Here is a 24,268-nt window from a genome sequence, read left to right as displayed (position 1 = left end):
TCAAGCCCCGCCCCACCCATCGCCCGCCCACGAAGCCCGCGTCACACAATCGCCGCCCTCCGTAGGAGCGCGTTCACGCGCGATGCTCTTACCCGCATTGCCCGGAATCGCTGCCGGACTCGATCCCGATACATGACCGGACCCGCGGTGTAGTATCGGGTTCCCCTTCCGGAAGCGACCGCGTGCCCGCCAAACTCGCCCCCGAACGCAACCGTGGCTCGATCATCGCCTGTGGCGAACTGCCGTCGAACCAGCGCACGCCGCAATTGCTGGCGCGAATCATAGGCATGGTCGGCGACTCGCCGCGCCTGGTCCTGGTCTCGGCGCCGGACCAGTCCGACGACGACGATATCGAACTCGAGGCCATGCTGACCGCAGCCGGCAGTTCGCAGTTGCATCGCCATGCCCTGACCTCGCGCGCCAGCGCCGAACAGCGCCAGCTGCTCGATCTGGTCGAACAGGCCGATATGGTGATCCTCTACGCCGAGCAACCGCTCAGGCTGAGCACCCTGATCGGCGGCACCACGCTGGCCCGGCTGTTGCGCAAGCGCAATGCGGCCAGCATGCCGGTCTGCGGGATCGGGGCCGGCGCGGCCGTGCTTTGCGAACATATGCTCGCGTCCGGTACCCAGGGTCCGACGCCGCGGGTCGGCAGCGCCTCGCTGGCGCCGGGCCTGGGCCTGACCAATCGCGTGCTGATCGACCAGGGTGGCCACGCCAGCGACCGTCTTGGCCGCCTGCTCGCCGCGCTGGCGCTGAATCCGTTCGCCCTCGGCGTCGGCATCGATGCCTCGACCGTGGCCATCATCGGCCCCGACAACGTCATGGAAGTGATCGGCAGCGGCGGCGTCACCATGATCGATCCGAGCGAGATGGCCGATTCCAATGCCGCCGAACTGGAACCCGGCGCACCGATCCGCATCACCAACATGCGCCTGCACTCGCTGACCGGCGGCGCCCGTTACGACCTCGATTTCCGCCGCGCGATCGATTGAGACATCGCTCACTCGATCATGAGACTGGCGGCGGATGCGCTGCGCGATTCCACAGCGACAGGCAATGTCCGCTTTTCCCGCACTTTCCTGTTTCTCCGGAAGCCTGCCGCGCGTTCGCGGCTTTCTGGAGACTTCCCGATGCGACCTGCCCTCTTGTCAGCGCTGTGCCTGCAGGCCGCCTGCGCGTTGGCCTGTGCACCCGCCAGCGCGCAAGCCCCTGCCGAGTCTCGATCCATCCTCGTGCTCGATGCGTCCGGTTCGATGTGGGGCCAGATCGACGGCCAGCCAAAGATCGCGATCGCACGCGAGGCCGTGGATGCGATGCTGGAGGGCTGGAACGACGGCAATCTGGGCCTGATGGCCTACGGCCACAGACGCAAGGGAGATTGCGAGGACATCGAGCTTCTGATCGAGCCGACCGGGTTCGACCCTGCCGCGATCCACCGGCAGGTTGGCGCACTGAATCCGAAAGGCATGACGCCGATTTCCGCCGCCGTACGCCGCGCCGCCGAACAGCTGCGTTTCACCGAGCACAAGGCCACCGTGATCCTGGTCAGTGACGGCGATGAAACCTGCCTGGCCGATCCCTGTGCGCTGGGCGCGGAACTGGAAGGGCTGGGCATCGACTTCACAGCACATGTGATCGGCTTCGACATCGAAACCGGCAGCCAGGCGCAGCAGCAGCTGCAATGCCTGGCCAGCAGCACTGGCGGGCGCTACCTGGCCGCACGGGCCGCGGGCGAGCTCAATCGCGCCTTGCAAACCATCACGGAGGAACCCACGCCTGTGGTCGAACCCGGGAAAACCGCCGAAATCCATTTCAACGACGGCTGCGTTGCCTATGACCAGGAAAACTACACCGGCAACCGCATGCAGATGGGCGGCTCTGCGGACAGCAGGGTGCGCGAAGTACCGGAAGCGTGGCGAAATGGCATCAAATCGCTCGCATGCAAGGCGGGCTGCGGCATCCTTGTGTTCACCGAGCCTGGCTACGATGGCGAAAACTACAGCATCCCCGACGGCTCGCAGTTTCCAAGCATGCCCAGCGATTACGCCCGGCCGTTCGGTTCTTTCGACATGGGCTGCAGCGCGATCATGGAGCAGGAGGATTCCAGTGAAGGCGGCGCGGAGCAAGGCGAGGTCCCGGACGCCACCATCAAGCCGGACGTGAAATCGCCCCCCGACGAATCCCCCACGGAGTGAGCCATGCGTAATAGTCTATTTGTCCTTTTTCTTGCGATCGCCGCCGCCCTGGCCGCTTGCGGCAACCCGGAAGCCCCATCCACCACCGCAGCGCCTGCCGATGGATTGCGCGATGTCATCGATGCCGCTGCCACGAAATCGCCGCCAGCTGATGCGCCATTGCAGCCGGGACAGACCGTTCAGGGCACCATCGAGGCTGACGTCGGGCGCGGCATGCAATCCTTCCGTTCACTCGCGACGAAGGTCGCCGATGACATCGGCAAACAGATGGACGCCAGGCTCGACACCGGCGCGGGCCGCAAGGCCCTCGACGACGCCAACCGCAAGCTCGACAAGCTGGGCACCGGCACGCGAATCGACGCAGGTGACGTGCGCGATTTCGTGGGCGGCATGGCGGGCAAGGTCTTCCACGATTCGGATGTGCGCAATCTGGCAATCATCTCGTCGCTGCAGGTTTCGCTAAGCGGCAAGGCAGCCGACGGCGGCAAGCTGGAAATCGCACTGAGCTTCGACGACAAGAACCTGAAACTTTCCCGTGCCAGCCTGAGTTATCGGCCTGACGCGCGCGCGATGTTCGAATTCCACGAAACCGAGAAGGATGCGCAGCCAGAAGTCGCAATCGAGCGCTTCGAGAAGAATTCGGACGGCAGCTATGCGATTTCAGGCAGCTTCAGTGCAACCAACGTTCCCGCATCGAAATTGGCGAAGAAGCTCAAGGGAACGACACTGCCACAGATCGAAGGCCGCTTCGATTTTGCTGCGCTGCCGCTGAAGGAGATGCCGAAGATCGGGGGCTGAGTGCGAATCGCCAGGATCCCCACCCTGGCGATCCTCCGTGCGGTTCGCGGGTCGTCATCGGAGTGGCGCTGGCGTGGCAGGTCGGCTGTTCGACCCGAATTTCACTCTTCTCGATCACGGCATCCGGCACGTCGAAGCGCCAGGCGTGATCGATGTCCGCCGCTGCAGGCAGGAACAGGCCACGCCATCCGTTCGTCAACCACCGCCGAGGGTGTCGTCAGGATCAGGGTGCGCGCAGCGCTTCCAGATTGGCACGGAAAGGTTCGGCTTCGGCACCGAGCGTGGCGAACAGGGCGTCGGCCTGCGCCAGCGCCTGCCGCGCCGCATCGGCTTCGCCGCGATGACGATGGTTTTCGGTACGCGCCAAGGCGGCACGCAGCTGCAGCGAGGCAGGCAAGGCGCTGGTGTCTTCGGCCATGAAGGCGGCAAGCGGCTCGCCCACATCCTCGTGGCGTTGCAGGACGAGCAGCAATTCGGCTCGGGTGATGCGTGCAGCCTGGGTGAGCGGGCTGGCGGAACCTGCGTGCCGTTGCGCCATGGCCTCCGCTTCGCCGGCATATTCCAGCGCATCGCCGTAGCGTTTCAGGCCTTGCAGTGTACGGGCGTAGTTGCCGATCAATGCCGCCGTCGCAGCAGAAGGGCCGAACAATTGCCGACGCAGGGCCAGGGCCTCGGCAAAGGCGCTTTGCGCGGCGGCCAGATCACCCTTGCGGAACTGCGCGGCGGCGAGGTTGTTGAGCGTGTTCAGGGCATCGTTGCCGGATCCCAGTTTCAACGCGCGCCACAGCGCCATTGCTTCCTGTGATGCGGCAATGCCTTCATCGATGCGCCCGGCCTGCACGTATGCTGCGCCGATGTTGGTGGCAAGTGTGGCGGTTTCGAAATGTTCGCGACCGGAGTGTTGTACGCGTTGTGCAAACGCAGCCTCCAGTGTTTCAAGGGCCGCCGCCGTATCGCCTGCCTCGCGCTGCAAGCGGGCCTGCAGGGCACGCGAGGTCAGCAGCACGTCGGCGTGGCGTTCGGGATCGGTGTTCCAGAATGCTTGCGCTTGTTCGAGCAACGCACGAGCCTCGTCTGGATTGCCCATGCGATGTACGGTTTCGGCAAGCGTGAAACGCACGTCGGCACCAGCGACGGGATCGGCAATGACGGCATCAAAGGCCAGCCAGTGTCGCAGCAGCGGCTCGGCGGCAGAGTAATCACCCAGATAGAAATGCAGCTCGCCAAGGGCTTTGAGGACTTGCGCGTCGGTGGCCGGGTCGTCGGCAAAACTGTCCTGCACGCGCGCGGCGGCCTGGTCGAGCACCTGCTTGGCGGTTAGCGGTTCGCCGTCGCGGGCGTGCTGCCCGGCGTCGCGGAACATGTGAGCCAGGTAATCGCGCACGGCCTTGCTGCGACGAGCCTCCACCTGCGCAATATCGCGTTCGCGCAGTGCTTCCTGGCGCGCCATCGAGATCGCGGCGAGCGCGCCGACGAGGCCGACGAAGACGAACAGCAGCACGCTTGCGGCCAGCCAGTAGCGCCGCAGGAAGCGCCGCGCACGATAGCCGAACGCGCCACCGCGTGCGGCGACTGGCGCGTGCTCAAGATGTCGGCGCACGTCCTGCGCCAAGGCCTCGGCGGATTCGTAGCGCGCCGCAGGTTCGGGCCGCAGCGCCTTGTGGACGATGGCATCCAGATCGCCGCGCAACTTTCTTGCCGCGGTCTTCGATGCCGCTTGCGAACTTGGCGACGGCGGCGGTCCGGCCTGTGCGCGTTGCAGCAGCGCCAGCACGCCCGCGCCGGCCAGCTCGCCCCAGGGCGAACGATCGATGAGCAGTTCATGCAGCAGGACGCCCAGCGCGTACACGTCGGTGAGAGTGCTTTGTTCGCCACCGGAAAGCTGTTCGGGCGCGGCATACTGCGGCGTGAGGCGCAAGTCGCGGGTATCGCCGTGGGCCGCGTCGATCGGACGCGCGATGCCGAAATCCAGCAGCATGGGCTGGCCATCGGCACGCACCAGGATATTGTCCGGCTTCAAATCGCGATGGACGATGAGATGCCGGTGCGCGAACGCCACCGTTTCGCAGATTTGCGCGAACAGCGCCAACCGGGCGGGAAGTTCCAGCCCGCGCTCGCGGCAATGGCGCGACACGGGCACGCCTTCGACGAGTTCCATCACCATGTACGGCGCGCCATCGGGCAGGCTGCCTGCATCAATCAGGCGCGCGATGTCGGGATGTTGCAGCCGCGCCAGCAGGCGTGCCTCGCGCAGGAACCGCGGCGCATCCTCAACGCCGTGGCGCAGCAGCTTTACTGCCACCTGTTGCTCGAAGCGGCCATCATCGCGTTCGCCCAGCCAGACCTCGCCCATGCCACCGCGCCCGATGCGGCGAACCAGCTTCCATGCGCCCACGCGACAACCTTCGTGTTCGCCTCCTGGCACGGCGGATGCTTCGAGGAAGCCTTCGGACGCAGACACGGCGCGCAGCAGTTCCAGCACTTCGGTGCGAATCGCCGCATCGGATTCCTGCAGATGGAGGAAGGATTCACGTTCGCCTTCGGGTTGTTCGAGCGCCGCATCGAGCAAGGCTTCGACGCGGGCGAAGCGTGCCGATTCAGACATGCCCATCGGCTGCGCCCTCGCCCAATTCGCGAAACAGCCAAGCCCGCGCCTTCACCCAGTCGCGACGCACGGTGCGATCGGTGAGCCCCATCGCCTGCGCGGTTTCGGATTCGCTGTAGCCGGCGAAGAAGCGACACTCCACCACCTGCGCCAGGCGCGGACTCAAGGCGGCAAGTCGTTCCAGTGCATCATTGACCTGCACGATCTGTTCATCCGCGGCATCCGGAACCTGCATGCCTTCCTCGCCGAGGCTCATCGGGCTTTCACCCTGGCCGCGCTTGAAGGAAAAGCGCGCCTGCGCGTCGCTCACCAGTACCTGCCGTATCGCCAGGGCGGCGGTCGCCAGGAAATGCCGCTGATCCTGCCAGGCGGGAGTGCGTTGAAGCTTCAGCCAGGCTTCGTTGACCAGCGCCGTGGTGCACAGCGTGGCACCTGCCCCGGCGCGGAACCGCTCGCGGCGCGCAATGCGGCGCAGATCTCCATAAAACAGATCCATCAGCGCACGCAGACCGGGATCTTCGAGCGCAGGACGAGCGGCAGCGGGCGTTGCGTCATGGGAGGTCATGCGCGGGAGTGTAGGGGGTTTTGTGGCGTCATTCCGCACGTGACGAGGCGCAATCGCGGATTCGCCTGGCGTGCTTGCAGCCGGGTCGGCTTCTTGCCGCCCAGGCTCCCGGGCAGCTTCCACGCCGGGCTCGCAACTTCGCAGCCGTGACGAAGTCCGCGCCCTGTCCGGTTTCGGCGCTGTTTCCTGTTTTTTCCGTCTCGTCGTCGAATTTCCGGAGTGTGTACATGCGTCGCTTCTGCCCATGGCCCGTCGTCCTCGCCTTCACGCTGCCCCTGCTCTCGCACGCGGCCACCTTCAGCGTCACCAGTACCGCCGACAGCGGCGCGGGTTCGCTGCGGCAGGCGCTGATCGATGCGGGCACGGATACCACGTATCCCCGCCTCATCCAGTTCAATGCGCCGTTCCCTGTTGGCGGCGTCATCGAACTGCAGACCACGTTGCCAACGTGGTCGAACGACATCCTGAAGATCGAAGGCAATGGCCGTGCGCCGGTGCTGGATGGACGCAACGCCGTGCGTATCCTCACGGTGGCAGCTGGTACGCGCGAAATCACCTTGCGCGGCCTCACCTTCCAGCGCGGGCGCACAACGACGGGAGTGGGCGGATGCCTGTGGTATTCCTCCCCTGCCACCGGCACCGATCTCCTCGTGTACGAATCGCGTTTCGAAGGCTGCAAGGCCGTCGCCAACCAGGGCAATGCGTACGGCGGTGCGATCGCCTGGTTCAGCGCCGGCAGCACCACGTTCATCGACAACAGCATTTTCGAAGGCAACAGTATCGGCGTCGTCGGCAACAGCAACCGGAGGGACATGTTCGGCGGCGCGGTCGCGCTCAATGGCCAGCGCGTCAAAATCACCTCCACGCGCTTTTCCGACAACGTGGCGGAGCGTGTGGGCGGTGTCGTGCAGGGACTGGGCGGGGCCGCATATGCGGCCACGACCTCGCTGGTGTTGCTCAAAAACGTCGAGTTTGAATCCAATCGCGTGATTGATGCCGATGCCGACGGCGTACTCTCGGCTGGCGGCGCGGCGGTGGTGGCATGCCTGGAAAGCGAGTGTTTGCTGGACATCACCAATGTCGGCTTCATCGACAACAACGTTTCCGGCGAGACCATCGGCGGCGGAGCGCTGGTCAGCCAGGGCGGGCGCCTGGCCATGCTCAATGTCAGCTTCAGCGGCAATCGCGCCAACGACGGCGCCGGAGGTGCGCTGTTCGCGTTGGCGCCAGGTGGACTGGGTGCCCGACACCTGAGCTTCACGGGCAACCAGGCCGCCATCGGCGCGAATCTGGCGCTGAGCGGCGTGGAGGTGACGGAGTGGGCATGGTCGCTGTTCGGCCCCACCGCCGCCGGTTCGGGGACGAGTTGTGCGTTGGAATCCATCGTCCTGACCGGCCCGACCAGTGCCAACCTGTTCGAGAGCACATGCGACGTGCTTTCCGCGTCTGGCGGCAGCGTCGGTCCCACCGGATCGCTGGCACTGGACCGTTCGGCGTTCCCTGCCACGCTGGCTCCCGCCTATGGATCGCCCGCCATCGATCCCGCGCTGGGGCAGGAACTGTGCATCACAAACGACGCCCGTGGCATGCCACGCCCGCAGGATGGCGACGGCGATGGCATCGCACTCTGCGACGTGGGCGCTTACGAGGCACCGGTGCGGATCTTCGCCAACGGCTTCGATTAAGCAGCCGTGCAGTCGCGCTCACTCAAGCCCGATCCGGTCACGCGCCGGCGCATGCCGATCGCCACGCAGGGTCAGCGGATGCGCCAAGCGTGTCCGCCCTGCGTTCCACCCAGATCGATCGCGCCCATGCGCAGGCTGGATTGGCGCAGCGCATCCACCATCCGGCTGCCGGCAAGCTAGCGACGGCTGCGGAAAAACTCGCGCAACATCGTGCCGCTTTCCACGGCGAGCAGACCGGCCCCCACCTCGATGCGATGGTTGTGCAGCGGCGAGATCAAGGTATCGAACACGCTGCCCGCAGCACCGGTTTTCGGATCCGCTGCGGCATACACGACCCGCGCGACCCGCGCATGCACCAGGGCCATCGCACACATCGCGCACGGCTCCAGTGTCGCGTACAGGGTCGCACCCGGAAAACGGTAGTTGCCGAGCTTGGCACCGGCATCGCGCAAGGCAAGGATCTCGGCGTGCGCACTCGGATCGTTGAGCGTGATGTTACGGTTCCAGCCTTCGCCGATCACCTGCCCGTCGACAACCAGCACGGCACCCACCGGCACCTCGCTGTCCGCGTCGCGCGCGTGGGCCGCAAGCTCCAGCGCCCGCCGCATCCAGCGCTCGTCATCGGCGGAGAAATCCGGCGAAGGGTTTGGCAAAGTCAGTTCCATTGAGGATGGATGCGGGCCAGGTTGAACGTTCAGGGGCGAGGACGCGCGCCATCATGCCAGTGCCCGGGCAGCATTGCAGCGATCAGACTGCTCACCGCCATCGTCGCTCGCACTCAATTCCACCGTCCCGATGGCACATCGGGTCACATCCACTCCGGTGATCCCATGGCCTTCTACACAGTTCCAGGATCATGCTGGCCTGCTGGAGCGATGACTACGAAAATCACCCCACCCTGCCGATTTCCGAGTGCCACGCACGGGCCCCCGCCATGAGGGGATGCGACCTCACCGCCACGATCACAATCGTGACTCCGGTGCGTCGGGCATTGAGGGCTGCCTGACGATCGATAGACGCTTGTGCACACCCGTGCCTGTGCCGAACCTGCGGCCCGCCGATTGCTGCGACGCGTCTCCGCACAAGCGCGCCACGGCCTACTGCGACGCCACCGGCCGTCCGATCATCGAGGCTACGATCCACCCGAAAGCTGGGGCTGGTGCTACGTCGACCGCATCGAGATCGACTTGCCCGATCAGACTCCGCGGGACGGGCCAATTCCGAGATTCGTGTAGCCCTATGAAGACGCCGGAAGGCCATGCCAGGAGCGTCAGACCTCCCGCGTTTCACGCCTGACGTGATCGACGAACGCCCGGAATGCACGCGGCATCAGTCGCCGCTCGGTGAAATACAGCGACGGCGCCGGAAACGGCGGCGTCCAGTCGCCCAGCACGCGGACGAGTCGACCCTCTTCGAGGTCGCGTTCAAGGTCGTCATCGAAGGAATAGACCAGTCCGACGCCGTCGAGCGCCCCGATTCGCGCCATCGCCGCCGTATTCACGCTGAGACGTCCATCGGGAACGAACTCGATCGTTTCCGCGCCACGCTGCAACGACCATGGCAACACGTTGCCGCGCGCGAAGCGGTGTGCGATGCAGGCGTGGTCGTGCAGGTCGTCGGGGCTCGAAGGGACGCCCTGACGTTCGAGGTAGTCCGGGGAGCCGGCGATGATCATGCGCTGCTCGCGACCGAGTCGCACCGCGACCACGTCCTGGTCGAGCGTATCGTCGTAGCGCACGCCCGCATCGAATCCGCGCTCGACGACGTCGACGAGTTCGCCTTCCGAGACGATGTCGAAGCGCACGCCGGGGTGCGCGCGCAGGAACGACGTGATCAGGGGCATGAGCCTGAGTTCGAGCGCGGGCGCCGGGCCGTTGATGCGGATCATTCCGGACAGTGCCGAGTCGCCGACGTGCAGGCCGGTGTGGCCGACGGCATCGTCGAGCACGGCGATCGCATCGCCGACCCGATCGAACAGGCGCTGTCCCTCTTCGGTCAGCGACGTGCTGCGCGTGGTCCGATTCAGCAGCCGCACGCCCATGCGCTCCTCGAGATCGCGAATGCGTTCGCTGAGCGTCGACGTCGACATCGCCAATTCGGCCGCGGCACGGCGAAAGTTGCGGTGCCGGGCGACGGCGAGGAATTGCGAGAGCGTATTGAGGTCTGCGCGATTCATTGTTCGATAATCCGGATGCCGTATACGTTTCTATCCATATTATCGAACAAAGGGCGCGATCCTATCTTTTCGTCCCGAGAGGCCGAACCGTTCGGCCTCGAATCTGAAAGGGACCCCACCATGACCGCAAAGATCGCTCTCATCACCGGCGCCAGCCGCGGCCTCGGCCGCGCCGCCGCCCTGCACCTCGCCGCCGCCGGAACACACGTGATCGGTACCTACCGATCGGCAAAGGACGAAGCCGAGAGCGTGGCCCGCGAGATCCGCGCGCACGGCGTCAAGGCTGCCATGCTGCCGTTCGACGCCGAAACCACCGACATCGCTGCATTCGTCGGTGCGGTTCAGAAGACGCTCGAATCCGAATTCGGCACCGGGCGCTTCGACCACCTCGTCAACAATGCCGGCGTCGGCGGCTACACGGCCTTTGCCGACACGACGCCCGAGCAACTCGACCAGCTCTACCGCGTCCACGTCCGCGCGCCGTTCCTGCTGACCCAGGCCCTCGTGCCGATGATCAACACGGGCGGCAGCGTGCTGTTCGTCTCATCCGGCCTCGCTCGCTTCACGCTGCCTGGCTACTCGGCCTACGCGGCGATGAAGGGCGCGATCGAAGTGCTGACCCGCTACGTCGCCCGCGAACTCGGCGAGCGCGGCATCCGCGCGAATGTCCTCGCCCCCGGCGCAATCGCGACCGATTTCGGTGGCGGCGCCGTGCGCGACAACGCCGACCTCAACGCCCTCGTCGCCTCGACGACCGCCCTCGGCCGCGTCGGCGAAGCCGACGACATCGGCGCCGCCATCACGGCCCTGCTGTCCGACGCGATGCACTGGACCAACGGCACCCGCATCGAGGTCTCGGGCGGGCAATCGCTCTGATACCCGGTGGTTTTCGAACATGAGAAGGCCGCGCAATGGCGCGGCCTTCGGCTTGCTGGCGAAAAATCGAGTACCGACGACACTGCGTCGAGTACACCCCCGATCGTGTCTGTCTATAGGAAACCCCGATTCGACTCAGAGGGAGCAGTCAGGAGGCCGAAGCCGGCCCCGAGGCCACAAGCGCCAGCGGCGCACAGCCCTTGACGGCGAGAACGCCGTTATAGGGTGAAGGGAACAAAAGGAAGAGCGCCCTCTCCTCCCACGCGGACTTGCCGGGCAAGTGGAGCGCGCAGGCCGCGATCGCAAAACGGGGCTGGAGGGCCATCCGAGCAGTGCGAAGCAAAGACGGAGGCCCGGAACAGCGCGATGCGTGAGCATGAATGTGGGGCAATGGTGACGCGCTGCCCTCATGTACCGACGCCTGGAATCGCCCGGATGGGCCAGCATCGACTTGCGCATGCTCTGCTTCGACACGCCCACAATGTCGGTCACATCAGTCAAGCCGACCGGATCCCGTGCGACCTCGATCAGCCGTGCCGACGGCACGGCGCGTCAATTCACTCCCACTCGATCGTCGCGGGCGGTTTACCGCTGATGTCGTAGACCACGCGCGAGATGCCGCGCAGTTCGTTGATGATGCGGTTCGATACCGTGCCGAGGAAGTCGTACGGCAGATGGGCCCAGTGCGCGGTCATGAAGTCGATGGTCTCGACCGCGCGCAGGGCGATGACCCATTCGTAGGCGCGCGCATCGCCGACCACGCCGACCGACTTGACCGGCAGGAACACGGCGAAGGCCTGGCTGGTCTTGTCGTAGAGGTCGGCCTTGCGCAGTTCCTCGATGAAAATTGCATCGGCACGGGCGAGCAGTTCGGCATATTCGGGTTTGACCTCGCCGAGGATGCGCACGCCGAGGCCCGGCCCCGGGAACGGATGCCGATAGACCATCGCGCGCGGCAGGCCGAGTTCCACGCCGAGCCGGCGCACCTCGTCCTTGAACAGTTCGCGCAAGGGTTCCACCAGGCCGAGCTTCATGTGCGCCGGCAGGCCACCGACATTGTGGTGGCTCTTGATCACGTGCGCCTTGCCGGTGCCGCTGCCGGCCGACTCGATCACGTCGGGATAGATCGTGCCCTGCGCGAGCCAGCGTGCATTGGCCAGTTTCGCGGACTCCTCGTCGAAGATCTCGATGAACAGGTTGCCGATGATCTTGCGCTTGGCCTCCGGGTCGGCAACGCCTTTCAGCGCATCGAAATAGCGTTGCGCGGCGTTGACGCGGATCACCTTGACGCCCATGTGCTCGGCGAACATGGCCATGACCTGGTCACCCTCCTGCCAGCGCAGCAGACCGGTGTCGACGAATACGCAGGTCAGCTGCTCGCCGATGGCCCGATGCAGCAGGGCGGCGACGACCGAGGAATCGACGCCACCGGAGAGGCCGAGGATGACCTCGTCATTGCCGACCTTCTCGCGCACGCGGGCGATCTGGTCGTCGATGATGTTGGCCGCCGTCCACAGCGTGCGGCAGCCGCAGATCTCGGCGACGAAGCGGCGCAGCAGGGTTTCGCCCTGGCGCGTATGGGTGACTTCCGGATGGAACTGCACGCCGTACCAGCGCTTTTCCTCGTTGGCCATCGCGGCCACCGGGATGCGGTCGGTGCGTGCGGTGACGACGAAACCGGGCGGTGCTTTGGCGACATGATCGCCATGGCTCATCCAAACGTTCAGCCGTGGCGGTTTGCCCGGATGGTCGTTGAGTCCGTGCAGCAATTCATCGCGGTCGATGACCTCGACTTCGGCATGACCGAACTCGCGCGCGTCGGCGGCTTCGGTCGACCCGCCGAGCTGGGCCGCCAGGGTCTGCATGCCGTAACAGATGCCGAGGATCGGCAGGCCCGAGTCGAACACTTCCTGCGGCGCCTTCGGCGCCCCATGCAACGTGGTCGATTCCGGCCCTCCCGAAAGCACGATGCCCTTCGCCCCAAAGGCCGCGATCTCGGCCGGATCGTGATCCCAGGCCCAGATCTCGCAATAGACGCCGATCTCGCGGATGCGCCGCGCGATCAGCTGCGTGTATTGCGCACCGAAATCGAGGATCAGGATCTTGTCGTCGTGAAGGTTCATGGTGCCGGGATTCGGGATTCGGGATTCGGGATTGGAGATTCGCAAGAGCAAGAAGCGAGATTTCAGGCCAGTCCCGGCAATTCGCGAAGAACCGCTTCGACGAATCCCGAATCTCGAATCCCGAATCCCGGCCCCCAATCAGCTCAACTGGTAATTCGGCGCTTCCTTGACGATCTGGATGTCGTGCGGGTGGGCTTCGCGGACGCCGGCGCTGGTGACGCGGACGAACTGCGGGCGCGTGCGCATCTGTTCGATCGTCGCGCAGCCGCAATAGCCCATCGAGGCGCGCAGGCCGCCGATCAGTTGATGGATGATGCTGCGCAAGGGACCGCGGTACGGCACGCGGCCCTCGATGCCTTCCGGCACGAGCTTTTCGGGATCGGAGGCGTCCTGGAAGTAGCGGTCGCTGGAACCCTTCTCCATCGCCCCCATCGAGCCCATGCCGCGGTAACTCTTGTAGGAGCGGCCCTGGAACAGTTCGACATCGCCCGGCGACTCCTCGGTGCCGGCGAACATGCTGCCGAGCATCACGGTCGATGCGCCGGCGGCGATCGCCTTGGCCAGGTCACCCGAATAGCGGATGCCGCCATCGGCGATCAATGGAATCTCGTCCTTCAGCGCATTCGCGACGAGGTCGATCGCGGTGATCTGCGGCACGCCGACGCCGGTGACGATGCGGGTCGTGCAGATCGAACCGGGGCCGACACCGACCTTGACCGCGTCGGCACCGGCATCGCGCAACGCCAGAGCGGCTTCGGCGGTGACGATGTTGCCGCCGACCACCTGGGTGTTCGGGAAGTTCTTCTTGACCCAGGCGACGCGGTCGATGACCGACTGCGCATGGCCGTGTGCGGTGTCGACGATGATCACGTCGACGCCGGCTTCGACCAGAGCCGCGACGCGACGCTCGGTGTCGCCACCGACGCCGACCGCGGCGCCGACGCGCAGGCGTTCGTGGGCATCCTTGGCGGCGTGCGGATTGTCGCGCGCCTTCTGGATGTCCTTGACCGTGATCAGGCCGCGCAACTGGAAGGCGTCGTTGACGACCAGCACCTTCTCGATGCGGTACTTGTGCAGCAGGGCCAGCACCTCGTCCTCGCTGGCGCCTTCTTTGACCGTGATCAGGCGGTCCTTGCGGGTCATGATGTTCTTGACCGGATCGTCGTGCTTCTTCTCGAAGCGCATGTCGCGGCTGGTGACGATGCCGACCAGTTCCTCCTTGTCGACCACCGGCACGCCCGAGATGCCGTGTTCGCGGGTGATGCGCATGACCTCGCGAATCGTCGTGTCCGGGCGCACGGTCAGCGGATCGCGGATCACGCCGGCCTCGAATTTCTTGACCAGGCGCACTTCGGCGGCCTGCTGGTCGAGGCTCATGTTCTTGTGGATGATGCCGATGCCGCCGCACTGGGCCATGACGATGGCGAGCCGGGCTTCGGTCACGGTATCCATCGCGGCCGAGATGATCGGCACATTGACGTTCAGGCTGCGCGTCAGTCGCGTCGAGGTGTCGACATCGCGTGGCAGGACGACGGAATGACCGGGAACGAGGTAGACGTCATCGAACGTCAGGGCTTCGGCGAGTAGACGCATGGGCGAGCGGGGCGGCGGGACGATCCGCCATTCTATCGTTTCCGGGCCCTGCCCCGCCATTGCCGTCAGGGATCCTCCCCGGACCGACGCCGCTCAGTCGAAGAAGGTCTCGGCCGCCTCGAGCGTGTTTTCCATCAGCGTGGCTACGGTCATCGGGCCCACCCCACCCGGCACCGGGGTGATCCAGGCGGCGCGTTCGGCGGCGGCGGCGAACTCGACGTCGCCGGTCAGGCTGCCGTCCGCGCGCCGGTTGATGCCGACGTCGATGACGATCGCGCCGGGCTTGATCCATTCGCCCCGGACCAGGTCCGGGCGGCCCACCGCGACCACCAGGATGTCGGCGGCGCCGACGAAATCGGCCAGCCCGACCGTGAAACGATGGCAGACCGTGGTCGTGCAGCCGGCCAGCAGCAGTTCGAGCATGAGCGGCCGGCCGACATGGTTGGAGACGCCGACGACGACCGCATGCTTGCCGCGCACCGGCCGGTCGGTGTGCGCGAGCAGGGTCATCACGCCCTTCGAGGTGCACGGGCGCAGGCCGCGCTGGCGCAGGACCAGGCGACCGACATTCTCGGCCTGGAAGCCGTCGACATCCTTGCGCGGATCGATGCGGTTGATCAGCGCATTGGCATCGACATGATCCGGCAGGGGCAATTGCACGAGGATGCCGTGCACGGTCGGATCGGCGTTGAGGCGCTCGACCAGCGCGACCAGCTCGGATTCGGGCGTGTCGCCGGGCAGATCGAAGGCCATCGAGGAGAATCCGACGCGCACGCAGGCACGTCGCTTGTTGCGCACGTAGACCGCCGAGGCCGGCTCGTCGCCGACCAGGATGACAGCGAGGCCGGGCTGGGTCTTGCCGCATGCAATGCGGTCGCGCACGCGCACGGCGAGGCGATCGAGCAGTTCATCGGCAATACGTTTGCCGTCCAGCAGACGTGCGCTCATCGGTACTCCCGCAGAAGACCGCGCATTATCCATGCCCGGCCGAGCGCGCTCAAACGGGGATGCTAGGATTGCAATCAGACGAGCGGAGCAGTCTGATGAACGACATCACCACCGAACTCGAGGCTTCGGCCTTCCGCCGGCTGCTCGAACACCTGCGCGAGCGCCCGGACGTGCAGAACATCGACCTGATGATCCTGGCCGGCTTCTGCCGCAATTGCCTGGCCGACTGGTATCGCGAGGCCGGCGAGAAGCGCGGCCTCGATATCGGCAAGGAGCAGGCGCGTGAGCGCATCTACGGCGAACCGTTCGCCGACTGGAAGGCACGTCACCAACGCGAAGCCAGCGCCGAACAGCTCGAGGCCTTTGCCGCCGCGCAGCGAGCGCATCCGCCGAAAGGCTGAGCCGGATCAGCGAGGCGCCGTCCTGCTGCGCATCGATGCGCGTACGCTGAGCCAGGCACCGGCCAGCAGCAGGAGCACGGCCAGGCCCTGGCTCCAGTGCGCGTCGACCCGGCCGCTGCCCAGCAACAGCAGGGTCGAAAGCAGGGGCGCGGCATACGAGAGCGTGCCGAGCAGGGCGAGATCGCCGTGCTTGGTGCCGCGGTCCCAGAGCCGGAACGCCACCCCGACCGGGCCGAGCCCCATCAGGACCAGGACCAGCCATTGCCCGGGACCCGGCATCACCGAGTTCTCGAAAAGCCGGTGGCAAAGCAAGGCGAGCACGGCCACCGCCAGGCACACGCCACCGATCGCGCTGCTTGGCACTGCTTGGAAGCGTCGGTTCAGGACCGAGTAACTCGACCAGGTCACTGCGGCACCGAGTGCGGCCAGATAGCCCGGCAGATGAGCGGCCTCGATACGCGGTCCCTGGCCGCGCGTAACCATGAACACGACGCCGGCCAGACCGAGCAGGGTTCCGGCCAGTTGCGCAGGCAGCAGGCGCACCCCGGGCACGAAAGCGGCAAACACCACGATCAGCAGCGGCCAGAGGTAATTGATCAGGTTGACCTCGATCGCCGGCGCGTGGCGAAAGGCGATGAAGTACAGGGCGTGGTAACCGAACAGCGCGGCAACGGCGAGCCCGAACGACGGCCACGGCTGGCGCAGGGCCGCGAGGCGGCCACCGCCGGCGACCGGAATGCACAGCGCGCTGAGGCCACCGACAGCAAAGCTCAGGGCCAGCACCTCGAACGGCGGCAGCGCGGCCGTGGCCACGGTCAGCAGGGCCAGCGAGGACCACAGCAGGATGGCAAAGACGCCGCTCCAGGTGGCCGCACGCGCCGAAATGGACTCACTCACTACACAGCATTCCGCGCGCGGAGCGCAAGCCCTCCAAAACCGGGCAAGTCTCCGCACCTGCGCGCCACGGATTTCGAGCATGCAGGCACGGACCGACTGCGAGGCAAAGCCGGATAACAGCGCCAAATCTGCGAAAATGGTCGATCACATCACGCGCCCATCCGTTCCCATGCCCTATACCCCGATCGTCGCCACCCTTGGTTACGTGCTTTCCGAGGACCGCTCACAGGTATTGCTCGTCCATCGAAATGCCCGCGCCAACGACCAGCACCTCGGCAAGTACAACGGCCTCGGCGGAAAAATGGATCCCGGAGAAGATGTGGTCGCCTGCATGCGCCGCGAAATCCATGAAGAAGCCGGCATCGAGTGCACGCGCATGAGCCTGCGCGGCACGATCAGCTGGCCCGGATTCGGCAAGCAGGGCGAGGACTGGCTAGGCTTCGTCTTCCTGATCGAACGCTACACCGGCACGCCGCCCGATAGCAACGAGGAAGGCCGCCTCGAATGGGTCGCCCTCGACCGTATCCTCGATCTGCCGCTGTGGGATGGCGACCGCCACTTCCTGCCGCTCGTGTTCGATGCCGATCCGCGTACATTCCATGGCGTCATGCCCTATCGGGACGGCCAGATGCAGTCGTGGAGCTACTCGCGGATCTGATCGGCAGCCGGTCCTGCGGCGGGCTCAACCACGACGCGCAGGCGCTCCGGTCTGCGGGTCCGGATCATCTTCCGCCGGGGGCACGGAGACGGCTGGCGGGTCGGTGGGTTTGACCGTCTCCGGCGCGGAAGGAGGAGCGGCCGCGGGCAGCGCCTGCGCTGGCAGGATGGCTGTCCCACTGGGCGCGCTGCCGTTTGACTGTGGCGTTGGCTCGGGTCCGCGTTCGGAACCGCCTTCTGCTCTCTCGGGGTCCTCGGCCAACCCGCCAGGCACGCCCACCGGAGCAGGCTCCGGTCCGGCCGGCTTTTCGGCAGCCGGACTGCGCCGCTCCTTGGCGGACTCCCTGCTGACCAGCGCGATGACGGGCTTCTCCCAGCTCCCGGTGACCCGATAGCGCGAGCGCGTCGCCTGATTGAGCTTCTTGCCGAGCAGGGTCTGCACGACGATGCCCGCTGCGGCCCCCACGGGCCCGCCGGCGAGTGCGCCGACAACCGGCAAGGCCACGCCGGCTCGCGGCACGACGACCATCTCCTGGTCGTAGTCCTTGGCGCGCAATCCGGTCCTGCCGCTGATCGTGATGTCGGCAGCCGGACTGGCGATGACCAGGTCGCTGGTCGTCGCATTGCCGTCGGCAAGGACGAACGAGCCCTTGATCGAGTTGAAGCTCATGCCGGATTTGAACAGGTCGCTGAAATCGAGGGACAGTCGTCGCGGGATCTCGCGCAGCGACAGCAACCCGAACAGTCGGCCGCTGGCGCCCGGATCCACGTCGAGGATGCGTCCGTTCTCGACGCCGATCTCGAGCGTCCCGCTGGTGTTGGCGAGCGCGAACGCGGTCGGGGCGCCTGGCCATGAGGCGTCGATGCGGGCGAAGGTCTGGCCGCCTTCGATGATGCCCTCATAGCCGAACGAGTCGAGCATGCTGCCGAGGCTCTTGGCGGTCATGTCGATGACCAGGTGCGAACGGTTCTCGCCGGCCGGACCTTGCCAGTCGCCGGTCGCCCGCATGTCCAGGTTGGCCGATTTCGATTCGAGCAGATCGATGCGCATGCCGTCCGCGGTTGGAAAGGTCTCCAGTCGCATGTCGCCGAAATTCGAAGTGCCGAGTTGCAGCTCACCGACCCACAAATGCAGCGGTGGCAGCGTCGCCGGGGCGACGCCGGACAGCGGGGCCGGCGCATCCTCGTCGCCAGGGGGCAGGTCCGGCCAACGCACGCGTTTCATCTGCGCGGTGATGCCGCGCCGCGCGAGGTCGACCGTCGAGACGGCCAGCTCGCCCTCGAGCGCGTCGCCGCGTACGCGGATCGAGGTGGCTTCCTCTTGCGGTACGAGATCGACATGCAGGTTGGGGAAGGATCGGCCGGCCATGCGCAGATCGTCGACATCGATGGCCATGCCGTTGAGGAAATCGCCGCCTGTTCCACCGGCGGTGAACAGCTTGATCCAGCCATCCGCATCGACGATCGCGGGATGCCCGGCAACGTAGAGGCCCTTCTCCGGCGGTGGTTCGCTTGCACTGCCGGGACCGAGATCGAGACGTGCCGACAGCGGGCTGGCCGGGCCGGGCAGCCGCCCGCGCACACGCGCGACATCGCCGAGGGAGGCCGTGAACGGCTGCCCGAGCGGCGGCATCTGCAGTTCGAGCGCGAACGGCATTTTCGTCGTCGCGGCCTTCATGAGCGGCTCGGGCAAGTCGATCGCGACGCCTTCGAGATCGCTCTCCAGGCGCAAGCGCTTGCGCTCGCTGGCGGCACCGTGTTCGGCGCCGATCGCCAGGTCGACGTGCCAGTTCGCTGCCCCTGGGAAATGGGGCATGGCGGGCGCGAGGTCTGCGGCGCGCGCGAATACGAGGCTGGTCGGAAGAATTCCGTCGAGGCGGCCCTCGAAGGCATTGTCCGGATCGGTCGCCGAACTGCCGATGGCAATGCCGAGTGTGACCGGCTGCCCCTCGTATTGGGCAGACAGCGGCTCGGCGAGCACGCCGGTCCGATCGAACCGGACCCGGCCGTTGGCCTGCTTGAAATGAAGATCCCAGGTCGACTCGTCGAGGTCCGCGTCGGCGAGTTCGACGCGCCCCTGCAGTGTCGTCTTGTCGCTGTCCTTCAGCGGTGCCGCGATGTCGACGTGGACACGCCCGCGACCGCCGATGCCGAGTCCGTCCAGATACGCGGCATGCTGCGTGCCGATCGGTGTCGCGCGAAGATAGCTCAGCAGATCGGCTCCACTGGCCTGGCCGTCGATCGCCAGTTCCAGCAACGGTTCATGAAAGTTGCCGATGGTCGCGTCGACGTGGTCGAGGGTGACGCCCATCGAGCGGCCGCTGCTGGCCTCGGCCTGCATGCCGTTGTTGATGAAGCGCGCGACCACGTCGAGCTTTTCACCGCTCGGCCAGTCACGCAGGTAGGCCAGTTCGAGATCGTGCAGGTCCGCACGCGCCTCGAAGCGACCGGAATCGTCGTCGAAAGGCCAGTTGTCCAGATCGCCTCGAACCAGGGCGCGGCCACGGGTCACGCTGCCGGCGACCAGGGAACGATCGAGCCAGTCGACCGAACTGGCCGGCATCGTATTGACCGTCCAGAACAATTTCGCGGCCTCGACATCGCCGCGCGTCACGAGGGCCGCAAGATCGAGCAGCGGCCGCGACCCGTCGCCCTGCAGCTCCATGCCGCCGCGCAGCTCGACCGCATAGTTGGTGGCCTCCGCCGAGATCCTGTCGGTCTGCACGCGCCAACCGTCGCCATCGCGCCAGGCCACCAGGTCGCCGCCGAATGCGGTCCAGTCGAAGGGCTTGCGGAAGACCTTCGGATAGCTCGCCTGGGTCGCCTGTCGCGGTATGGCCAGAAGCAGGGCACCGGCATCGCCGGTCAGGCGCAGGTCGAGCGGCTCGATGCCCGGAATCGAACCGGCATTGCGGCAGCCAAATCCGTCCACCAGCATGTCGATGTCGAAGTCCTGCGCGGAATTCCAGTGCAGGTCGATGGCGCTGAGCCTGCCGCGCGGATTGCCGAGATACAGCCAGTGGCGCAGGGCATCCGGAACAACGCTCGAGAGCATCCCGAGGCTGCCGAGCGCGGAGAGATCGATGGCGTTTCCAGCGGCCTGGTAGCGCTCGGTCGCGTCGTCCATGCGCTGCACGGTGAACCGGGCGGGTGCACTGGCGAGACCCTGGCGCGTCGATGTCGCGTCGGCGACGTCGAGCGTCCAACCCTGCCCCGCGCGCTGCCAGTGGGCGGTCAGGCCAAGTTCGTCGAATGCGCTGCGCGGGATCACCGCAAGCCCGTCGTCTACCTGCACCTCGCTGGTGGCCTCGAGCACGGTCGCGGAAAGTGCGAGCCGGGTCCAGATGTCCTCGATGCGGCCGCTGCGCCAGTTGCTCCAGATGCCGATATCGCCGCTGCTCGAGACGATGCGGGTGCCGCCGATCGAATGTCCAGCCGCGAGTTCGGCCAGATCGAGATTGCGGCCTCCGACATACAGCTGCCCCGAACGCTCGGCGACGTCGACGTCGGCCACCAGGGTCAGGGGTGAGGCGCCGGCGTTGCTGCTGCCGACCTGGCCGAGGATGCGGGTGATGTTGCCGAGGTTGACCACGCGCAATTCGGGTACGCGCAGGTCGAGCTTGAGATCGCGTTGCTCGTCGACCACCGCCAGTTTCAGGTCGACCAGGACGACCGCGCCGAGGGCGCCCATCGAACCGCCCGTGCTGCTGCTCGCATCGATGCCGCGAAGGTGCCATTCGCCCTGGGCGCCGCGCACCAGGCTGAGGTCCAGTCCGACCAGGCGGAATTCGTTCCAGGCCCGGTTGCGCTGGAAAGCCGCATACAGGTTCAGGGCGAGTTCGGCGCGCGGCAGCAGCAGCGCGGACTCCCCACTGGTAGCGGTCCCGATCCGCAGATCGTCGAGTACGAGGCGTGGTCCGGCCCGCGTCCACAGGCTGCCGACATGGCCGATGCTGACCGGTCGCGCGAGCCGCTGCGACAGCCAGCCTTCGATGCGTTGCGGATTGTCGGCCAGCCACGGCAAGGCCAGTTGGGCGAATCCGACCAGCACGGCGGCGGTGATGATCAGGGTGACGACCGCCGCCTGCAGGAAAAAGCGCAGTTTTCGCAGACGTCGGCGAAATGGGGTCATCGGGACGGACCGACGCGCATCGGCCACGCCAGCGCCAGGCGGGATCCGGGCAGCGGCGCATTTCGACGCTTGCGCCATTGGAGCAGGCCTTCGCTAGGGAGGCTCTGAACAAGTGGCGCAATCGTCATGGCGTTCAGAAGGCTCGCCAAACGTAGTGCGTGGCGAAGTGAAGGCTGGTTGTCTTGACGAGCCGCGCGGTGCCTTTGGCGGGCCTTCTGGACGACACCCTTCATCCATCGGATCAAGCGCTTGGGCGACGCCTGCTTGCGCGCAGCTCTTTGTTGCGCCGACTTGAGAGACGGCCAGTCTGTCTGCGCCGGCGCGTCGCGATCTGCGCGCAGGCAGGTGTCGTGACGGTTGCGCCACTTGTTCAGAGCCTCCCTAGAGCAGCACCACATCGAACTGCTCCTGCGAATAGTGCTCTTCGGGCTGGAAGCGAATCGTCTTGCCGATGAATTCCTCGAGTTCGGCAACCGCGGTGGAGTCTTCGTCGAGGATGCGCGCCACCACTTCCGGCGTCGCCAGTACCAGCAGCTTTTCGGCGTCGAACTGGCGCACCGCGCGGGTGATTTCGCGGAAGATCTCGTAGGTCACGGTCTCTGCGGTCTTGATCGTGCCGCGCCCGCTGCAGGCTGGGCAGGGCTCGCAGAGCTGGCGTTCGAGACTTTCCGTGGTGCGCTTGCGCGTCATCTCGACCAGGCCGAGCGGCGACATGTCGTACACGGTCGTCTTGGCATGATCGCGGGCCAGCGACTTTTCGAGCTGGCGGATCACCTGGCGCTTGTGCTCCTCGTCGGTCATGTCGATGAAGTCGATGATGATGATGCCGCCGAGATTGCGCAGGCGCAGATGGCGTGCTGCCGATTGCGCGGCTTCGAGGTTGGTCCGGTAGACGGTCTCTTCGAGGTTGCGGGTGCCGAGGAAACTGCCGGTGTTGACGTCGATGGTCGTCATCGCCTCGGTCTGGTCGACGATCAGGTAGCCACCGGATTTCAGCGGAACGTCCTTGCGCAGGGCACGCTGGATTTCATCTTCGATGCCGTACAGGTCGAAGACCGGGCGTTCGCCCGGATAGTGCTCGATGCGATCGGCAAGATCGGGCATGAACTGGCTGGTGAACTCGACCGCCTTGTCGTAGGTTTCGCGCGAATCGACCCGGACCTTCTCGATCGAGGGCCGCATCAGGTCGCGCAGTGCACGCAAGGCCAGCGGCAGGTCCTCGTAGACACGCGTGCCGACGCGCGCCGTCGCCATGCCGTCGAGCAGCGAACGCCAGAGCTTGCCGAGATAGTCGATGTCTTCGGCCAGGGCCTCGCGGGTCTGCCCTTCGGCGTTCGTACGCACGATATAGCCGAGCGGATTTCCGCCGATCGATTCGGCCAGGATCTCCTTCAGGCGCATGCGCTCGGTTTCGTCCTCGATGCGCACCGAAACGCCAAGCACGGTGCTGTAGGGCAGCAGCACCAGATAGCGCGAGGGAATCGAAAGGTGGGTGGTCAGTCGCGCGCCCTTGGTGCCGATCGGATCCTTGACGACCTGGACCACGATCTCCTGGCCATCGCGCAGCAATTCGTTGATCGGCGGCGTCGGCGATGGCGCGGACTCGCCGTTCTCACCGAGCAGGGTCGAGTGCGGGCGGATGATGTCCGAGGCATGCAGGAACGCAGCGCGGTCCAGTCCGATCTCGACGAACGCGGCCTGCATGCCGGGCATGACCCGGCTGACCTTGCCCTTGTAGACGTTGCCGACATAGCCGCGACGGCTCGCCCGCTCGATATGCATTTCCTGCAGCATGCCGTTCTCGACCAGCGCGACGCGGGTTTCGCGCGGAGTCACGTTTATCAGGATTTCTTCGGTCACGACAAGAACTTGTGGGCAGGAGTTGAAGCGATTTATAGCTGGCGGGACCGCGCCTGTCGAATGCCGAAAGCGCGGCGGTGGCGGGTTCAGGGCGGAGAAGAACCCGCGTTGGACGTCCATTTTCGCTGAAATCGGTGCAGCAATTGTGAAGTTTCGTGCAACGGCAGGCCCATGACCCCGGAATAGCTGCCACTGAGGTGGCTGACGAAGGCCGCGGCCCGTCCCTGGATCGCATAGGCACCGGCCTTGCCGAACGGCTCGCCGGTCGCGACATAGGCCTCGATCTGGCCCGGCCCGAACGGCGCGAAGCTGACCTCGGAAATCGAAACGGCGCGCTCTTCGGCAGCCGCGCCGACACACCAGACCACGCTGACGACGCGATGCGTGCGGCCACCAAGACGGGCCAGCATGGCCGCGGCATCGGCCGCGTCGCGCGGCTTGCCGAAGACCTCGCCATCGAGCACGACTTCGGTATCGGCAGCGATGACCAGGGCGCCGGCGACCGCAGCCACCTGGATGAACCCGGCCCCGGCCTTCTCGCGGGCTACACGATTGACGTACTCGAGTTCGGGCTCACCCTCGGCTCGGACTTCGTCGATGTCGACGTCGAGCACATCGAAGACGATACCGAGTTGTTCGAGCAACTGGCGGCGACGCGGCGATTGCGAGGCAAGATAGATCATGAATTCAATTGCGTGGACCAGCGTGTCGATTCTGCCCTTTCCGCCCCCCGGCCACTTCGCCATCGTGCGGC

Annotated in this window: 18 protein-coding genes and 1 pseudogene; 8 read left to right on the top strand and 11 right to left on the bottom strand. The window is 66.0% G+C overall.

From position 1 onward, the window contains the following. Positions 1 to 182 precede the first annotated feature (182 nt). Genes BM125_RS05810 through BM125_RS05795 form a run of 3 tightly spaced genes read left to right on the top strand, consistent with a single transcriptional unit; the run spans position 183 to position 2,996 of the window. Positions 183 to 995: a cyanophycinase gene (locus BM125_RS05810; protein ID WP_175497931.1), complete on the top strand. Its 813-nt coding sequence runs from the start codon at positions 183 to 185 to the stop codon at positions 993 to 995. Between the two features lie 18 nt (positions 996 to 1,013). Next, a complete protein-coding gene (locus BM125_RS05805) occupies positions 1,014 to 2,198 on the top strand; it encodes a vWA domain-containing protein (protein WP_217647813.1) in 1,185 nt (394 codons plus the stop codon). A gap of 3 nt (positions 2,199 to 2,201) precedes the next feature. Next, complete coding sequence (locus tag BM125_RS05795; protein WP_139224875.1) at positions 2,202 to 2,996, top strand: hypothetical protein; 795 nt, start codon at positions 2,202 to 2,204, stop codon at positions 2,994 to 2,996. Between the two features lie 223 nt (positions 2,997 to 3,219). Here the strand turns inward: BM125_RS05795 and BM125_RS05790 are convergent, their stop codons facing one another. Both BM125_RS05790 and BM125_RS05785 read right to left on the bottom strand, forming a co-directional pair. Next, positions 3,220 to 5,601, bottom strand: coding sequence for a serine/threonine-protein kinase (locus BM125_RS05790; RefSeq protein WP_175497930.1), 2,382 nt, complete (start codon positions 5,599 to 5,601; stop codon positions 3,220 to 3,222). Then, on the bottom strand, positions 5,594 to 6,289 hold the full coding sequence (locus BM125_RS05785) for an ECF-type sigma factor (protein ID WP_217647812.1): 696 nt from the start codon (positions 6,287 to 6,289) through the stop codon (positions 5,594 to 5,596). The genes BM125_RS05790 and BM125_RS05785 overlap by 8 nt, the downstream gene beginning before the upstream one ends. A gap of 104 nt (positions 6,290 to 6,393) precedes the next feature. Between BM125_RS05785 and BM125_RS05780 the strand changes: the two genes are divergently transcribed. Beyond that, positions 6,394 to 7,851, top strand: a complete 1,458-nt coding sequence (locus BM125_RS05780; protein ID WP_092405811.1) for a choice-of-anchor Q domain-containing protein — start codon at positions 6,394 to 6,396, stop codon at positions 7,849 to 7,851. Positions 7,852 to 8,027: 176 nt separating this feature from the next. Here BM125_RS05780 and tadA read toward each other — a convergent pair whose 3' ends face one another. Beyond that, a complete protein-coding gene (gene tadA, locus BM125_RS05775) occupies positions 8,028 to 8,516 on the bottom strand; it encodes a tRNA adenosine(34) deaminase TadA (protein ID WP_092405809.1) in 489 nt (162 codons plus the stop codon). 269 nt (positions 8,517 to 8,785) lie between these two features. Here tadA and BM125_RS20945 point away from each other — a divergent pair. Beyond that, positions 8,786 to 9,086: pseudogene (locus tag BM125_RS20945) on the top strand (ubiquitin carboxyl-terminal hydrolase family protein). Between the two features lie 35 nt (positions 9,087 to 9,121). Here the strand turns inward: BM125_RS20945 and BM125_RS05765 are convergent. Beyond that, entirely contained in the window at positions 9,122 to 10,027 is a 906-nt protein-coding gene (locus BM125_RS05765) for a LysR family transcriptional regulator (RefSeq protein WP_092405807.1), read from the bottom strand. A 120-nt stretch (positions 10,028 to 10,147) separates the two neighbouring features. Here BM125_RS05765 and BM125_RS05760 point away from each other — a divergent pair, with 120 nt between their 5' ends. Beyond that, a complete protein-coding gene (locus BM125_RS05760) occupies positions 10,148 to 10,903 on the top strand; it encodes an SDR family NAD(P)-dependent oxidoreductase (RefSeq protein WP_092405805.1) in 756 nt (251 codons plus the stop codon). A gap of 557 nt (positions 10,904 to 11,460) precedes the next feature. Here the strand turns inward: BM125_RS05760 and guaA are convergent. The 3 genes from guaA to folD form a co-directional block, all read right to left on the bottom strand. Continuing rightward, positions 11,461 to 13,026: a glutamine-hydrolyzing GMP synthase gene (gene guaA, locus BM125_RS05750; RefSeq protein ID WP_092405803.1), complete on the bottom strand. Its 1,566-nt coding sequence runs from the start codon at positions 13,024 to 13,026 to the stop codon at positions 11,461 to 11,463. 138 nt (positions 13,027 to 13,164) lie between these two features. Continuing rightward, positions 13,165 to 14,619, bottom strand: a complete 1,455-nt coding sequence (guaB, locus tag BM125_RS05745) for an IMP dehydrogenase (RefSeq protein ID WP_092405801.1) — start codon at positions 14,617 to 14,619, stop codon at positions 13,165 to 13,167. Positions 14,620 to 14,712: 93 nt separating this feature from the next. Next, entirely contained in the window at positions 14,713 to 15,567 is an 855-nt protein-coding gene (gene folD, locus BM125_RS05740) for a bifunctional methylenetetrahydrofolate dehydrogenase/methenyltetrahydrofolate cyclohydrolase FolD (protein WP_092405798.1), read from the bottom strand. A 95-nt stretch (positions 15,568 to 15,662) separates the two neighbouring features. On the opposite strand from folD, the gene BM125_RS05735 reads away from it, so the two are divergent. After that, positions 15,663 to 15,968, top strand: a complete 306-nt coding sequence (locus BM125_RS05735; RefSeq protein ID WP_092405796.1) for a DUF1244 domain-containing protein — start codon at positions 15,663 to 15,665, stop codon at positions 15,966 to 15,968. Between the two features lie 6 nt (positions 15,969 to 15,974). Here BM125_RS05735 and yddG read toward each other — a convergent pair whose 3' ends face one another. Continuing rightward, entirely contained in the window at positions 15,975 to 16,865 is an 891-nt protein-coding gene (gene yddG, locus BM125_RS05730; protein ID WP_217647811.1) for an aromatic amino acid exporter YddG, read from the bottom strand. Positions 16,866 to 17,034: 169 nt separating this feature from the next. Here yddG and BM125_RS05725 point away from each other — a divergent pair, with 169 nt between their 5' ends. Next, a complete protein-coding gene (locus tag BM125_RS05725) occupies positions 17,035 to 17,523 on the top strand; it encodes an NUDIX hydrolase (RefSeq protein WP_092406035.1) in 489 nt (162 codons plus the stop codon). A 24-nt stretch (positions 17,524 to 17,547) separates the two neighbouring features. Here the strand turns inward: BM125_RS05725 and BM125_RS05720 are convergent, their stop codons facing one another. From BM125_RS05720 to BM125_RS05710, 3 genes are all read right to left on the bottom strand, one after another. Beyond that, positions 17,548 to 21,654, bottom strand: coding sequence for a YhdP family protein (locus tag BM125_RS05720; protein WP_175497929.1), 4,107 nt, complete (start codon positions 21,652 to 21,654; stop codon positions 17,548 to 17,550). A gap of 381 nt (positions 21,655 to 22,035) precedes the next feature. Then, entirely contained in the window at positions 22,036 to 23,514 is a 1,479-nt protein-coding gene (rng, locus tag BM125_RS05715; RefSeq protein WP_092405792.1) for a ribonuclease G, read from the bottom strand. Between the two features lie 86 nt (positions 23,515 to 23,600). After that, positions 23,601 to 24,197 (bottom strand): Maf family protein, encoded by a 597-nt coding sequence (locus BM125_RS05710; RefSeq protein WP_092406033.1) that lies wholly within the window; start codon positions 24,195 to 24,197, stop codon positions 23,601 to 23,603. Positions 24,198 to 24,268: the final 71 nt, after the last annotated feature.

It is taken from the genome of Dokdonella immobilis (assembly GCF_900115085.1).
GTDB lineage: Bacteria > Pseudomonadota > Gammaproteobacteria > Xanthomonadales > Rhodanobacteraceae > Dokdonella > Dokdonella immobilis.
This window is presented reverse-complemented; position numbering and strand designations above follow the sequence as displayed.

What these genes read in the sequence shown, in the direction of transcription:
- BM125_RS05720 (WP_175497929.1), bottom strand. Translation starts at nt 21,654, where the DNA reads ATGACCCCATTTCGCCGACGTCTGCGAAAACTGCGCTTTTTCCTGCAG.
- BM125_RS05790 (WP_175497930.1), bottom strand. Translation starts at nt 5,601, where the DNA reads ATGTCTGAATCGGCACGCTTCGCCCGCGTCGAAGCCTTGCTCGATGCG.
- BM125_RS05780 (WP_092405811.1), top strand. Translation starts at nt 6,394, where the DNA reads ATGCGTCGCTTCTGCCCATGGCCCGTCGTCCTCGCCTTCACGCTGCCC.
- BM125_RS05710 (WP_092406033.1), bottom strand. Translation starts at nt 24,197, where the DNA reads ATGATCTATCTTGCCTCGCAATCGCCGCGTCGCCGCCAGTTGCTCGAA.
- BM125_RS05795 (WP_139224875.1), top strand. Translation starts at nt 2,202, where the DNA reads ATGCGTAATAGTCTATTTGTCCTTTTTCTTGCGATCGCCGCCGCCCTG.
- BM125_RS05735 (WP_092405796.1), top strand. Translation starts at nt 15,663, where the DNA reads ATGAACGACATCACCACCGAACTCGAGGCTTCGGCCTTCCGCCGGCTG.
- BM125_RS05805 (WP_217647813.1), top strand. Translation starts at nt 1,014, where the DNA reads ATGAGACTGGCGGCGGATGCGCTGCGCGATTCCACAGCGACAGGCAAT.
- BM125_RS05765 (WP_092405807.1), bottom strand. Translation starts at nt 10,027, where the DNA reads ATGAATCGCGCAGACCTCAATACGCTCTCGCAATTCCTCGCCGTCGCC.
- tadA (WP_092405809.1), bottom strand. Translation starts at nt 8,516, where the DNA reads ATGGAACTGACTTTGCCAAACCCTTCGCCGGATTTCTCCGCCGATGAC.
- guaA (WP_092405803.1), bottom strand. Translation starts at nt 13,026, where the DNA reads ATGAACCTTCACGACGACAAGATCCTGATCCTCGATTTCGGTGCGCAA.
- guaB (WP_092405801.1), bottom strand. Translation starts at nt 14,619, where the DNA reads ATGCGTCTACTCGCCGAAGCCCTGACGTTCGATGACGTCTACCTCGTT.
- folD (WP_092405798.1), bottom strand. Translation starts at nt 15,567, where the DNA reads ATGAGCGCACGTCTGCTGGACGGCAAACGTATTGCCGATGAACTGCTC.
- BM125_RS05760 (WP_092405805.1), top strand. Translation starts at nt 10,148, where the DNA reads ATGACCGCAAAGATCGCTCTCATCACCGGCGCCAGCCGCGGCCTCGGC.
- BM125_RS05725 (WP_092406035.1), top strand. Translation starts at nt 17,035, where the DNA reads ATGCCCTATACCCCGATCGTCGCCACCCTTGGTTACGTGCTTTCCGAG.